Below are 13,953 nucleotides of genomic sequence, written 5' to 3'. Positions count from 1 at the left end.
TATGAGTCTAGTATGGATTAGGTTGGGTAGGCGTGTTTGATCCGCTCGAAACGGCTCGCAGCGAACGGCGCGATGCCAATTGGAGTTGGGGTATCCGTCGCTAAATCAGCAGCGATTTCGGCTGTGGCAGCCGCTTGGGTCAGGCCCAAGTGGCCGTGCCCAAACGCATAGATTACGTTTCGGGATTTCTTGGAACAGCTGATCACAGGTAGGCTGTCAGGAAGAGACGGGCGAAAGCCCATCCATTGTTTTCCGCCATGTGTATTTAATGCCGGCAGGAAACCGGCTGCCTTGTTCAACAGATGTGTGGCGCGCCGGTAGTTGGGTTGCATCTTCAAGCCACCCAATTCGACCGAGCCTCCGACCCGTACACCATCATCGATTTTGCTCACCACAAACCCGTGGTCCGCAAAAGTTAAATGCGTGTTCAATTCAAATGCGCCTTTGGGCAAAGTTGTGTTGTAACCGCGTTCGGTTTCAAGCGGGATGATGTCCCCGAGGGTTCGCGCCAACTGATGGGAATGCGCGCCTGCGGCCACAACAATCTGGCGCACGCCTATCGTATATGTGTCTGTTTCCACCGAAACACCCGTTTCACCGAATGCGATCGAGTTTACTTTGCCGATAGAGAGTGTGCCGCCACCTTGAATAAAACGATCAGCCAGATGCGCGACCCATGATTTTGGATTAACGGTATTCATCCAATCAGGCGTGTAGACGCCGTATTTGAACTGTGCGGCCAAACCAGGTTGGATATCTGCCAAAGCTCCTGCACTTTGAACGAGATCAAAGGCGATGCCATGGGATTTTCGTAATTCCCAGTCGGTCAGGCTGTTATCAAAACTGCGCTTGGTATCATAAAGCTGTAGTTGACCTTCACGACGCATCAGATGTTCCCCATCAACGCGCTTGATCTGACGTTCAAGCGCAGCCCGCGATAGGTTCATCAATTCTGATTGCGCCGATACGGCCTGAGCGAATTTCGACGGTCGGCTGGCCCTCCAAAACTTCCAAAGCCAAGGTGAGATCTGAGGCACATAAGAAAGTGGAATGGACAGGGGCCCCATCGGATTAAGCAACCAATACGGTGCCTGACGCATGATCCGGGGCGTGGCCAAAGGCAAAACGTCGGAGAAGGCGAAAGCCCCAGCATTGCCTTGCGATGCACCGGCGCAAACGCCTAGGGCGTCAATCACATGAACCTGCCGGCCTCGTGCCTGAATTTCAAGCGCGATGCTGATGCCGATCACACCAGCACCGATGACAATGATGTCGGTTGCTCCTGCCATTGGTCAGACCGCGATACCGTTGGGAAACGGATCATTGGCCGAAAAGATCATTGTAGTGTCGGCCAAGACATAGGCGTTCCCGGTGATGGTGGGGATAATTCCGCCAGTGGGTCCGTGTTGGTATGACAATTGATACTCGCTGCCTATGATGCTCTCTTGGGTAATTTGTTGGTCTGGGGGCAATCGCCCTTGATCGGCCAAGCAAGCGAGAAAGGCCGAACTGCCGGTTCCGCATGGGGATCTGTCGTAGGTATCGTCCGGGCACAGCACGTAATTTCGGCTGAAATTATCGGCGCTGACTGGGTGCCCTTGAAAGATGACATGGTCAACCTTTGCGCCGTGCAGTGTGGCGTTAAGCTGGGTTCGGATAGCCACGCCAGCCTGTGTTAGGCCCGCAATATTTTCGGGAAGCACGGGTACTGGATATGTTTCGACGATGTAAAACCAGTTTCCGCCATAGGCGATTGTTCCCGTCACAGGCCCCTGATCCGCGATTTCGACGGTGACATCCGACTGGATCACTCGGCTTTCTATATTGGTCACAGAGACGGTACTATTGTCTTGTAGATGCACCTTGATGACACCTGCCGGTGTTTCGATCAGATGAGAACCCGGCGTCGCCATGCCCAGATGCGCCAGTGTGACCGCCAACCCAATTGTGCCATGGCCGCACATGTCCAAGACGGCTGCGACATCAAAGAAGATCACACCAGTTAGACACCGCGGATCAACCGGTTCCACAAGCAAAGCGCCCACCATCGCAACCTGACCACGCGGCTCGCGTAGAAGGGTATGGCAAAACTCCATATGATCTTGTGATAGACGTCGTGCCCGTTCTGACAGCGGACCTGACCCAAGGTCAGGACCACCGTTCAAGATGACCCGGGTTGGTTCACCACCGGTATGACTGTCGATTACGCGCATTCAGCGATGATCCCGCCCTGAGCTGACCAATCCGCGAACCACGTTTTGAACAACTCATATTGCGTTTCACAGTAGTGGCGCTGCGCATCTGACAAAGCATCGGTGGGCACGAAGTGATGGCGGTATTCTTCCTCGCCATTCAGGACGAGAAGGTATTTGTAATACAGAACAAGATCTGTGCCTTCGTCAAAGCTAGCCAAAACACCGAATGCTTCTTCCAGTTCCAACGCCCGTTGGCGTGCCTCTGCTGATCCAGCGGCCGCTTTTTTGGAGAGGTTCGCCAAAAGCAGTGCTTCTTTTGGCAACGCCGTTCCAATCCCCGTGATCGAACCGGTCGCACCACAGTTGACATAGCCGTGGTAGACTTCGGTATCGACGCCTACCATCAAAGTAACCTGATCATCTCGACTGGTGATATGCTCGGCTGCATAGCGCAGATCATCTTTGCCGCCGAATTCTTTGAAGCCGATCAAGTTGGCGTATTCGGCGCGCAGCTCAAAGAACAACTCGGCTTTGGTGGCGAAACCGTAGACTGGGCTGTTGTAGATGATCGAAGGAATGTCAGGTGACACATCAAGGATCGCTTTGAAGTGCTGCTTTTGTGCTGCGGATGATGCACCACGCGACAGCACTCGTGGAATAACCATCAAACCGGCGGCTCCAACTTTCTGGGCGTGGGCCGCGTGGGCCACGGCAGATTGTGGATTGATTGCACCGGTGCCCACAATGACAGGCAGATCAGCATTGACGAGGCGTTCGACGCCTTCCATGCGTTGTGCGTCGGTCAACAGGGGCCAATCACCCATAGAGCCGCAATAGACGACAGCTGACATGCCTGCTGCGATCATGTCTTTGCCCTTGCTCACAAGAGCGTCAAAGTTTGGAGTGCCCTGCGCATCGCAAGGGGTCATTAGGGCGGGCATGGTGCCCGTAAAGATATTAGTAGACATAAAAATCTCCGAATTTGATCACGCCGATAAGACGAGATGTGAAGGGGACAGGGGCGTTCCGTTAAAGGCCGACCAAAAGATCGGGCAACCAAGTTGCAACGGCGGGGAAGGCGATGATGACAATCAGCACTAGCATTTGTGCCCCAACAAACGGCAAGACTCCGCGATACATCTGGCCATAGGTCATATCGCGCGGGGCGATAGATCGCAGGTAGAAGATCGACGGTGCCATGGGCGGTGTCAGGTATGAGGTTTGAATGACGACAAGCACCAGCATCGCAAACCAGATCGGGTCGATCCCAGCGGACTTCACGATTGGCGCAAAGATCGGGATAAAGATCAAAACGATCGAAACCCAGTCCAGCACGAAGCCTGCGAAAAAGACCACCACAAGAAAGAACGCAATAATGCCCGCATTGCCAAAACCGATGCTTGCGACAGTTTCTCGGACCAGTTGACCGCCACCCGTGACCGCAAAGATGCTCGTGAACATTGTACCGCCAGCAACGATCAACATGATCATAGTCGTAATTCGCAATGTTACATTCAGCGCTTCCTTAAGCAGCTTAAGGTTTAGTTCGCGGAACAGAAACGCCAGAACAATTGTGCCGGCAGCACCGACGGCGGCGGCTTCGGTGGCAGAGGCCGCCCCAGCCAACAGCGACCCCAAAACGAGCACAATCAAAGCCAATGGCGGCAGCATCGCAGTCAGTGTGATTTTCCACTTTTCAGGGAGCGGCACATCGCGTTCTTCTTTGGGAAGAGCAGGTGCGTCGGTCGGATGCAAAAGACTGCGGATCACTATGTAACCCACGAAAAACGCAACCATTAGCAATCCAGGCAGGATGGACGCAGCAAAGAGTTTGCCGATGGAAAGCTGCGCAATCGAGGCATAGACCACAACAATCACCGAAGGGGGAATAATCGTGCCAAGCGAGCCGCCCGCACATATTGTGCCCGCGATCAGGTCATTTCGATAACCCGCCTTTGTCATGGCTGGGATAGCCATCAACCCGACGACAATCTCAACTGCGCCAACGACGCCAGAGGCGGCCGCAAAGATCGCGCACATTGCGATGGTAGATAAAGCCAATCCACCGGGCAGCCCACCAAGCCACAATTGCAAAGCGTAGAACAAACGTTTGGCAATTCCAGAGCGCTCCAAGATTGCACCCATGAAGATAAACAATGGGATCGCGGCCAGAACGAAGTTCGAGGCCGTGTGCAACAGTGGACCGTAAAGCTGCAAGAAAATCAGTTCCCCGAAAACGCTAAACCCGAACGCAATCGCGATGATGATCAGGGAAAACGCCACAGGCACGCCTGCGAAAACCAGCACGAAAAGAGCGGCAAACATCAAAAGGGGGGTCATTGTGCTTGTCCCATTTCGTCAAGCTCTCCGGGGGCTTCACCGGGATTCTTGCGTCCGCTCAAAAGTTTGATTGCCTCACCAAGAAATTGCAGAGCAAACGCAGCAAGACCGATGGCGATGATTGAGTAGAATGGCCAGACAACCGGGGCCCATGGGCTCACCGCTTCGACTTCGCCGGAGGTGAAAGCTTTGAGAGCTTTCTTCCCAGCAACGAATGCGAAAACCGATGTGATGGGCATCATGATGAAAAGGAAAACGATGCCATTTAACAACTGCTGCACCCGCATCGGTAAGCGCTGCGACAAAAAGTCGATCCGCACATGAACATCGCTGCGCAACGCATACGCGGCACCAAGCAGAAAGATTGATCCGTTCAGCATGTAAGAGATGTCGAAGGCCCAAAGGGTCGGCGCACCAAAACCATAGCGCGCGACTACTTCGTAAAGCATGGCAATGATTAAGACGAAAATCACAAGCCGTCCACACGCGGCTAGACCCTCTGCAATTGCGTCAATAATGTTTAGAAAGTGCGTCATTGGACCCCCCTGACTTGTGATGGCCGACCCTTAGGGGCCAGCCATCAACACGTTTTTGGTGCCGACTTAGTTCGCGCTGTCGCGAACAAGGTAGCCAGAGTTTTCTGCCCAATTCGCTTGATATGCGATGTAGCTGTCCAAGACCTCTTGCATCCGCGCGTTGCCGCCTTCAGCCAGTTCTGCAGCTTGAGCACTGGCCCAATCACGGCCTGCGGCGCGGATTTTTTCTGATTCAGCAGGATCCATATTGATGATCTCTACATTGGTGTCGCGGAACGCGGCCATCGCCAGTACGTCTTCGTGACCAAAGTGGGTGAAGCTTTCATATGTCGTAAGCTTTGCTGCCGCCGTCACCTGCGCTTGAATGTCTTCCGGCAGGGCATCCCATGTTTCCTGTTTGACGAAAACCTCCCACAAGAATGACGGTTGGTGCACCCCAGGCATGATCATATAGGGGGCCACCTCGTGGAAACCTTCAGAGATATTGCCGCCAGGCGTGGACCATTCAACCGCGTCTACGCCTCCACGTTGGAGTAACGTATAAATCTCGTTGCCTGGAACAACGGTGGGAACGCCACCAAAAGAGTCCTTCAAAACAGCGGCCCAAGCGCCGGATGTGCGATATTTCACGCCTTCGAGGTCGGCCGTTGTTTCAATTTTGACGTTTGAATGCGCCATGATCTCGGACGTGCCGATACCCACAACCATAGAGTGCAGGCCCATCTCCTCGCGACGGAATTCTTGCAGCATTTCTTCGCCGCCACCTTCGTAGATCCAGTGCAATGTTGCCTCGCCGGACATGCCGCCAGGGAAGCTGGCAAAAATTGCATTGGTTGGGTCTTGGTTCACCAGATAAGATGGGGTTGAGTGGCCAGCTTCGACAATACCGTCCTGCACGACCTCAAACGCCTTGAAGGCTGGGGCCAGAACGCCAGCACCAAAGGGCTGAATTTCCATGCCGCCAGCGGTCATTGAACCAACATTGGCAGCAAAGCGTTCCATGAAGTTCTGGTAGAAAAACGATCCCTCGCCAATCGCGGCAGTCATTTTCCATTCAATGGTGTCTGCGTAGGCCGTCACCCCCAGCGTGCTTGCCAGCGTTAGTGCCGCGATTGTTATCGTATGTCTCATAAAAGTCCTCCCGTTGAGGGCAATTGCCCCTTTGATTTGCGCGTGATGCGCATTGATGAGTTTTCTCATCTTGTTGCGGGCTCGCCTCGCCAAGAGCGCGGGAGTCTGCGTTATGGATACTGCATAATGCATATTGGATCCAATATACAATATAAAAACTTGCGCTATAGTCTGAAGAGCCTCTAGGAAAAGGCATATTGGGAGTAATTGAATGAAGTCCTATGCCGTTGATATTTCGAAATCTGCCTCGGCGGCGACCATCGTATTTGAGGCGCTGAGACAGGCAATCATTGATGGTGAGTTGGAGGACGGCATGCCGCTGCGGCAGGACGAAATTGCCAAAACGTTCAACACCAGTCGTATTCCTGTACGTGAAGCGATCACAATGTTGGAAGTGCAGGGTTTTGTTTCGACACAGCGATTTAAGGGAGCGGTTGTCGCTGGGCTATCACGAAGTGACGCCAGCGAGATTTTCGAATTCCGAGCATTGGTTGAAGGCGCAGTGATTGAACGTGCCGTGTCTGATATTTCACCGGAAGCATTGGCGCGGGCACGCGGATTTTTCGAAGCGTTTTCGACATCAACAGATCCGATGGAATGGGGCGACCTAAACCGCGAATTCCACTATGAACTATATAATGCGAGCGAACTAAAATATCACCTCAAGATCATTAACAATTCGCTGGATCGTGTAGATCGCTATCTACGGGCACAAATCACAATGACTGACGGCAAAGCGCGGGCGAACGAAGAACATGCAGCCATCCTTGAAGCCTGTGAAAAAGGCCAAGCCAGCCTCGCAAGCGACCTCACAAAAGCCCATATCTTAGGGGCGAGAGACACTTTGCTTGAGGTGTTGAAATAAACCAAAAACAGTAAGGTCGCCCGCGCAAACGTCGTCCGCGCGGGCCCATGTCTTAATCTGCGATATCTGCTATTTCCAAGCCAAGCGCAGCTGCGATCCCCGCACCATAAGCTGGGTCAGCCTTTGTGCAGTTGCGGATATGACGATGCTGAATTTCAAGCCGAGCAGGCCCAATCGCCCGCGCCGTATTTTCAAACAAAACTTGTTGTTGGGCTGCAGACATCAAACGAAATAGATCACCTGGTTGCGAGTAGTAATCTTCGTCCTCTCGATGGTTCCAGTGATCCGCCGCACCTTCAACACTCAACGGTGGCTCAGAGAAATCGGGTTGTTCCTGCCATTCACCGAACATGTTCGGTTCATATCCGATGCGTGATCCAGCGTTGCTGTCCACCCGCATTGCGCCATCACGGTGATAAGAATGGTAGGGGCAACGTGGCGCATTCACCGGAATTTGCGCGTGGTTCACGCCCAAACGATATCGTTGTGTGTCACCGTAAGAAAACAAGCGGCCTTGCAACATTTTGTCAGGAGAAAATCCGATACCGGGTACAATGGTGGATGGTGCAAAGGCGGATTGTTCAACCTCGGCATGATAATTGTCTGGGTTACGGTTCAGCTCAAGCTCACCCACTTCGATGAGTGGATAATCCGCATGAGGCCAAACCTTGGTCAGATCAAATGGGTTAACATGATACGATCCTGCGTCGGCCTCAGGCATGATTTGTACTGACAGGGTCCATTTTGGGAAATCATTACCCTCGATGCTGTCAAACAGATCGCGTTGATGGCTTTCGCGATCACCTGCCACAATTTGTGCGGCTTCCTCATCTGTCAGGTTTTTGATGCCTTGCTGTGTCTTGAAGTGGAATTTCACCCAGAACCGTTCGTTATCAGCGTTGATGAAGCTGTAAGTGTGGCTGCCAAAACCATCCATATGTCGATAGGTGGCAGGCAGGCCGCGATCCGACATGACAATGGTCACTTGATGCAAAGCCTCGGGTAGGTTTGTCCAGAAATCCCAGTTGTTGTCCGCGCTGCGCATGTTAGTGCGCGGATCACGTTTGACCGCATGGTTCAGGTCAGGGAACTTCATAGGGTCACGCAAAAAGAAGACAGGCGTGTTGTTGCCAACCAAATCCCAATTACCTTCTTCGGTATAGAACTTGACGGCAAATCCGCGAATATCCCGTTCAGCATCGGCGGCGCCACGTTCGCCTGCGACCGTTGAGAACCGCAAAAACAGATCGGTTTGTTTGCCAACATCTGAGAACAGCTTGGCCCGCGTGTATTTGGTGATGTCGTGGGTCACGGTGAATTTACCGAATGCGGCAGATCCTTTGGCATGCATGCGGCGTTCGGGGATGACCTCCCGGTCAAAATGCGCCATCTTTTCGAGGAACCAAACGTCTTGCAGCAAAGCCGGGCCGCGGGGCCCTGCTGTCATGATGTTTTGATTGTCAGGTACTGGCGCACCAAACGCTGTGGTCAACTTAGGTGTCTTGGTCATAGTCGTCTCCATTCTTTCTGTCTGGTTGCAAAAGATCAGAAGAGCTAGAAACGGTCCAAGTCATGTACGTTATTGCACCGATAATCAAAGGTAATACATGAAGAAAACAACGTCAGTTTCGGGTCTATCACTGCGGGATCTTGAATATGTGCAGAGCGTAGCGCAGCACGGCAATTTTGGTATGGCAGCATCTGTTTGCGGTGTGTCGCAACCCGCGATTAGCCAACAGATCATGAAGCTTGAGGCCCGATTGGGATTCTCTATTTTTGAACGTCAAGGCAAGCATGTTGCGTTGACGCCCAATGGCCGGATTGTTTTGCGAAAGGCCGATCTTCTTTTGAACGAGGCGCGCGAATTCCTGGATCTATCTGTAAGCCTGAACAATAGATTTGATGGGGAATTGAAAGTTGGGGTGATCCCGACGCTGGGGCCGTACTTGCTGCCACTTATCCTCAAATCGCTAAGAACAGACTACCCGAATGTTCAGTGGAACCTGTTTGAAGAACCCACACAAACACTTGAACAGATGTTGGCGGATCGGGAATTGGATGTTGCGTTCATTGCGACGGCTCCGAAACAGGAACACCTCGCTTGCACAGATTTGTTCTTTGAACCTTTCGTCTTTGCAAGCCCGATTGAGCTGAACCGAGTACCTGACAGCCCCATTGAGATGGTGGAGGTAATGCAATCCAAGCTCGTTTTACTGTCGCAAGAACATTGTTTGACTGACCAAACCGTTGCGCTTTGCAATCTACCCGGTTTGCAAGGGCAAAGGGTGGCAAGCAGTCTAGAAATGTTGCGCCACTTTGTTGCGCTGGGGGAGGGGGCTGCGTTGTTTCCAGTGTTGTCTGTTGGAACACCAGATCGTTTTGGTGGTCTAGCAACGCTACATCCCATCAGCGAAAAAAATATCGGCAGACAGGTTCGTCTCGTATGGCGCAAAAGCGATCCACGGACTGAGTACATCGCCGATTTTGGGGCTTTCATCGGAGAGAAAATGGCCAACTCCCCGATGAAAGATCATTTGACCCTGCTGCCTTAAGGCAAAGAACAACCTTCTTCGTTGCAGCCTGGTTGGGCAGACCCTTCTGTGGACGGCTCAATGTCATCAGGGGCGACTGCGCCTATCAAAGTTGCGATTTCAGCGCCCAGCATCAGCTCTGATACGTTACCAAAGTGATTGGCGCGTATATCCCCTGCTTTGTCGATCAGGATAAGGCTTGGAGTGCCCCGCATTTGATAGGACTGCATGGTTTCTGGCATCGCTCCGGTACCGGGCAAATCGACGGCGACTGGAAATGTGATCTGGTATTCATGCAAGAACGCGGCGAGGGATACAGGTTGCATCGCATCATGATGTTCAAACACCGTATGCAGACCCAGTACGGCGACTTTATCTTTAGGGAACATGTTGTGGATTTTTTGGGCCAGCGGCAGCCCATGCGACACGCAGCCCGGACACAACATTTGAAAAGCTTCGATCACGACAACCTTGCCGCGTAATGCTGCAAGTGTTGGGCTGTCTTTGGTGTTGAACCATTGTTGAATCTGTAGTTCGGGGGCTTTCATTACGCGGTCCTTTCTATGATCGGTTACATTTTGTGATCAGTCATTGAGAAATGGCAGGACAATGCGGCGCTAACCGCCGCATCCCGATTTAGTTAAGCGTACCCGGCAGGCTTAGGTCGCCCGATGCCACGTCAAAGACATCCACAACACACAGCAATGGTGCGTGGATATTGGCGTTTACTTTCAAAGCCGAGGTGACGCCGTCGTAAGACAACCCATCTAGCTGCACCGCCCGGTCAAAGGCTACGGTGACGGAAATCTCGGGGCCGTCAAACAGCGGAGAAAAGCCGGGGCTGTCGAGGAAGATTGGAAATCCAGGCCACGTCGCGGGCAGTTGTGGGGTGCTACCTTCGGGAATGTCACGGACGGCCAATGCGCCGGGCCCACAGGTTTCGGTTGGGGTCAACACAACCCAGTGGCTATGCCAGACGATCCCGTCGTTTGCCGGATCACCATCGTTGTTTTCATCATAAAGCGGAGTGTCGTCAAAGTCGGGGTGGCTGGTTGCGGCCAGCGCGAGAATACCTGTGCCACCTTCGAAACCCACAGTGGAAGGGTCCAGCGATGTGGGCCAAACGTAGGACAGAACATCGGATCCGCCGACCTCGCCCGTGGCGGCCGGGACGGTGTCACCGGCCAAACCATTGGTCGTCATATGAAAGGTCACGATGTTTCCAGTGCCGTGTGCATGGGCCGCTAAAATGTCAAAGGCGGCAATTGTGTCCACGCTCTCCTCGGACAGGATTGCCCCTGCTTGATTGACCGCGTGGGAGGCGTGGTTGCCATCAGCACCCGCAACCGACGCGGTGAATACCAGTGCGAGGGGCACGAGGGGTATTGAATAGTTCATGGTTCATCCTTTCTTTTTGATGTGATTCAAATAATAGCGAGTCGAAACTATTGCAAGTTTTATTTCGACTCGCTACTTTATCAACATGACACAAGAACTCCGTATCCGAGAACTTCTGACCCGCTTGGCGCGGCTTGATGCGACCGAAAGCTGGTCTGATGATGTGAACCCGGCCCAACGATCCGTGTTGGATTACCTGACACAAGCAAATCGCTTCTCGCGCAGCCCGTCCCATGTGGCTGATTATCTGGGCAGCACCCGTGGCACCGTGTCCCAAACGCTTAAGTCGTTGTCGGCAAAGGGCTATGTAACCGAACGAAGGTCTTCGACCGACAAGCGGGTTGTTCAGTATCAGATCACCGAAAAGGGCGAGGCTTTGGTCGCGCAACCGCTTCGGCTGATAGGGGGGATCGAAGGCCTGGACGGACAGCAATTGACCAGCCTTGAAACCACATTGAGGCAGACACTTCGCTCAATTTTGGACCAAAACGACGGCAAGCCCTTTGGGCTGTGTCGTGATTGTCGACATTTCCAAAAGAATGAAGGCCAATCATTTTGCCAACTTCTGTCAGAGCACCTGACCCCGCAAGAAACAGATCTTATTTGCCATGAACAGGACCCAGCATGAGCGCACCAGACATTTCGACCACACTTAACGGCATCTTTTTTGGGGAAATCGTGGATCGTTGGGCGGGCAAAGCGCCCTCCGCCATTGGCAAAACTCTTGTCTTGGGTCGTCAGGAAATTGGCGAGATGGGTTTCCTTGGAGATGCACAGGCGGACCTTGAACACCATGGTGGGCGCGATAAGGCCATTCATCATTATCCCTCAGATCATTATCCCAATTGGATCGCCGAAGGGCATATTCCGACAGGGACAATCCCAGCGGCCTTTGGCGAAAACCTTGCCACGTTAGGGATGACAGAAACCAATATTTGTATTGGTGACAAACTGCGCCTTGGGACTGCTGTGGTTGAAGTTAGTCAAGGCAGACAGCCCTGTTGGAAGGTAAGCGAGCATACCGAAAACGAGAAGATGGCCTATCTGTTCCAAAAAACGGGGCGAACGGGGTGGTATTATCGTGTACTGCAAGGCGGCCATGTCTCGGCGGATGATCCGATTGTTTTGTTTGAGCGACCTTGCCCGGAATGGACCGTTGAGACGGTGACGCGGGCGCGTTTGACCCGCCGGGTTTCACGGGAAGACGCTGCGATCTTGGCGGAGTTGCCTCTCTTGGCGCAGGGGTGGCGTGACGCGTTTGCCCGCATGGCGGAAGGTAACACAAAGGAAAACACCGATGCGCGGCTGAAGGGTTAGAAAATCAGCAGGACGGCGCGGGTTCTACCCTTGCAAGGGGCAAGCTTGATCCAACATATCCGACAGCAACACCCTGAGTTGGGTAAGCTCTGACATCCGGTGATCAACCTCTTGCAGCTTCTCGCGTAAAAGATCCGCCGTTTGATCCGCGCTAAGCCCTGTATCCGATACAGCGAGGGCGATATTGTCCCGCTCTCAATACTTAAAGCCAAGCGTTTTCCCTGTATGGATCAATTGCACAATCCGCACCATTGCAGGCTCAAAATCACAATATCCGCGTTATCGCTTCAGCCAAAAGATCAGCCGTCCATGCACCTTGGGGGAACCCATCTTTGTCAACAGGTCGCCCCGCTCCAGCAGACGTTAACTTCTTGAACAGTTCTTTGAAATCATGATCGTCTCTTTTTGGATGCAGGAAGTATTTTCCCTCCTTTATCAACGATCTAAGTTCTTTCGTTGCGTTGTATTTCGTTAGGCTTCGTTCCTTATCGTGCATTTTCCGAAGGCCCAGTTTCAACTAAAGCGGGTAGTTTGCCGGAAAACGAGCGGTATTCTTCCCAAAACTGTGAACTGAGTGAGCAAGAGGAGGTCATTGATGTGGCGGACGGCGCGAAACAGAACCTAACGATCCCAGCAATTTGTGAGGCCTACGTGCGGCTTGAGGCGCAGATGATAGGTAGCATCCGTGACCCACAAACACAGGAAGTCGTTGGGTGGATGTACGAATGGAATACTGGCGAGCGTGTTCCGAGGTGGAAAAGCGGCAGGCGTGTAGATATCAACGTTAGCCAGGCTACTTAGGCTCTAGGGACTGGAAAAAGTCACTAACAGCCCTGAAGAGCAATACTGTTGCGTTTTCGTGCGCGCGCGAATTTCACAAGCCAACGAACGATAAGTGATGGATTGGATGCCCCTCCTGTCGATTCACAATTGAACCGATCTGGCCAAGACTAGTCAGGAAACAAAGGAGGGCGAAATGGAAGAACTTCATATCATCGGCGTGGACCTGGCCAAGCGGGTTTTCCAAGTACATGGATCGGACAGGGCGGGGCACGTCTTGTTTCGCAAGAAACTCAGCCGCCTGTAGTTCAAAAAATTTCTGTTTGAGATCCCGAGCTGCACCATTGCCATGGAGGCTTGCGCGACGTCCCACAATTGGGGGCGCGAGGCGCAAGAAGCAGGTCACATCGTTCGTTTGATCCCGCCAAATTATGTGAAGCCTTTCGTGAAGCGACATAAGAACGATGCTGTGGACGCCGAAGCGATCGTTGAGGCCGCACTCCGTCCATCGATGAGCTTTGTCGCCGTAAAAACAAAAGAACAGCAGGCGCAGGCTGTTATGTTCCGGAGCCGTGATCTCTATCTGCGTCAAACGGCAGTTGCGATCCAGGCGTTCTGTCCGGCAGCAGATAATTTTGATAGTGGCCGCGGTTTTGCAGCCTGGCTCGGGTTGGTACCCCGGCAAAATTCGACGGGTGGCAAAGACCGTTTTGGCAGGATCACCAAAATGGGGCAGCGCGACGTACGCCGGTTACTCGTCACCGGCGCCATGTCGGTGATCAGTGCATCGGAGCGAAAAGGTCGTTGCGATGATCCTTGGCTTGCGAATATGCTGAAAAAGAAGCCACGCTTGGTTGCCG

At 52.9% G+C, this 13,953-nt stretch carries 13 protein-coding genes and 1 pseudogene; 5 read left to right on the top strand and 9 right to left on the bottom strand.

Going from position 1 to position 13,953, the window contains the following annotated elements:
- Positions 1-17 precede the first annotated feature (17 nt).
- From ABJO75_RS00840 to dctP, 6 genes are all read right to left on the bottom strand, one after another.
- On the bottom strand, positions 18-1,289 hold the full coding sequence (locus tag ABJO75_RS00840) for an FAD-dependent oxidoreductase (RefSeq protein WP_348432299.1): 1,272 nt from the start codon (positions 1,287-1,289) through the stop codon (positions 18-20).
- Between the two features lie 3 nt (positions 1,290-1,292).
- Positions 1,293-2,213 carry a proline racemase family protein gene (locus ABJO75_RS00835; RefSeq protein WP_348432298.1) on the bottom strand — a complete coding sequence of 307 codons (921 nt, stop codon included), beginning with the start codon at positions 2,211-2,213 and terminating at the stop codon, positions 1,293-1,295.
- Positions 2,204-3,163, bottom strand: coding sequence for a dihydrodipicolinate synthase family protein (locus tag ABJO75_RS00830; RefSeq protein ID WP_348432297.1), 960 nt, complete (start codon positions 3,161-3,163; stop codon positions 2,204-2,206). Before ABJO75_RS00830 ends, ABJO75_RS00835 begins: the two co-directional genes overlap by 10 nt.
- Before the next feature lie 61 nt (positions 3,164-3,224).
- Positions 3,225-4,535 (bottom strand): TRAP transporter large permease subunit, encoded by a 1,311-nt coding sequence (locus ABJO75_RS00825; RefSeq protein ID WP_348286145.1) that lies wholly within the window; start codon positions 4,533-4,535, stop codon positions 3,225-3,227.
- Entirely contained in the window at positions 4,532-5,071 is a 540-nt protein-coding gene (locus ABJO75_RS00820; protein WP_348432296.1) for a TRAP transporter small permease subunit, read from the bottom strand. The genes ABJO75_RS00825 and ABJO75_RS00820 overlap by 4 nt, the downstream gene beginning before the upstream one ends.
- A gap of 66 nt (positions 5,072-5,137) precedes the next feature.
- On the bottom strand, positions 5,138-6,271 hold the full coding sequence (dctP, locus tag ABJO75_RS00815; protein ID WP_348432295.1) for a TRAP transporter substrate-binding protein DctP: 1,134 nt from the start codon (positions 6,269-6,271) through the stop codon (positions 5,138-5,140).
- A gap of 142 nt (positions 6,272-6,413) precedes the next feature.
- Between dctP and ABJO75_RS00810 the strand changes: the two genes are divergently transcribed.
- Positions 6,414-7,067 carry a GntR family transcriptional regulator gene (locus ABJO75_RS00810; protein ID WP_348286151.1) on the top strand — a complete coding sequence of 218 codons (654 nt, stop codon included), beginning with the start codon at positions 6,414-6,416 and terminating at the stop codon, positions 7,065-7,067.
- Between the two features lie 52 nt (positions 7,068-7,119).
- On the opposite strand, the gene ABJO75_RS00805 is transcribed toward ABJO75_RS00810, so the two are convergent.
- Positions 7,120-8,577 (bottom strand): catalase, encoded by a 1,458-nt coding sequence (locus ABJO75_RS00805; RefSeq protein WP_348432294.1) that lies wholly within the window; start codon positions 8,575-8,577, stop codon positions 7,120-7,122.
- Positions 8,578-8,674: 97 nt separating this feature from the next.
- Here ABJO75_RS00805 and ABJO75_RS00800 point away from each other — a divergent pair, with 97 nt between their 5' ends.
- Positions 8,675-9,619, top strand: coding sequence for a LysR substrate-binding domain-containing protein (locus ABJO75_RS00800; RefSeq protein WP_348432293.1), 945 nt, complete (start codon positions 8,675-8,677; stop codon positions 9,617-9,619).
- Here the strand turns inward: ABJO75_RS00800 and ABJO75_RS00795 are convergent.
- Complete coding sequence (locus ABJO75_RS00795) at positions 9,616-10,146, bottom strand: redoxin domain-containing protein (protein WP_348432292.1); 531 nt, start codon at positions 10,144-10,146, stop codon at positions 9,616-9,618. The two genes, ABJO75_RS00800 and ABJO75_RS00795, sit on opposite strands and share 4 nt — an antisense overlap.
- 88 nt (positions 10,147-10,234) lie before the next feature.
- Positions 10,235-10,996 carry a hypothetical protein gene (locus ABJO75_RS00790; protein WP_348432291.1) on the bottom strand — a complete coding sequence of 254 codons (762 nt, stop codon included), beginning with the start codon at positions 10,994-10,996 and terminating at the stop codon, positions 10,235-10,237.
- An 85-nt stretch (positions 10,997-11,081) separates the two neighbouring features.
- Between ABJO75_RS00790 and ABJO75_RS00785 the strand changes: the two genes are divergently transcribed.
- The 3 genes and pseudogenes from ABJO75_RS00785 to ABJO75_RS00775 form a co-directional block, all read left to right on the top strand.
- Positions 11,082-11,624, top strand: coding sequence for a MarR family transcriptional regulator (locus ABJO75_RS00785; RefSeq protein WP_348432290.1), 543 nt, complete (start codon positions 11,082-11,084; stop codon positions 11,622-11,624).
- Positions 11,621-12,313 (top strand): MOSC domain-containing protein, encoded by a 693-nt coding sequence (locus ABJO75_RS00780; RefSeq protein ID WP_348432289.1) that lies wholly within the window; start codon positions 11,621-11,623, stop codon positions 12,311-12,313. Before ABJO75_RS00785 ends, ABJO75_RS00780 begins: the two co-directional genes overlap by 4 nt.
- Before the next feature lie 976 nt (positions 12,314-13,289).
- Positions 13,290-13,953, top strand: a pseudogene (locus tag ABJO75_RS00775) (transposase); the annotation flags it as partial.

The organism is Sedimentitalea sp., assembly GCF_039973035.1.
In the GTDB taxonomy this organism is placed as follows: domain Bacteria; phylum Pseudomonadota; class Alphaproteobacteria; order Rhodobacterales; family Rhodobacteraceae; genus Sedimentitalea.
This window is presented reverse-complemented; position numbering and strand designations above follow the sequence as displayed.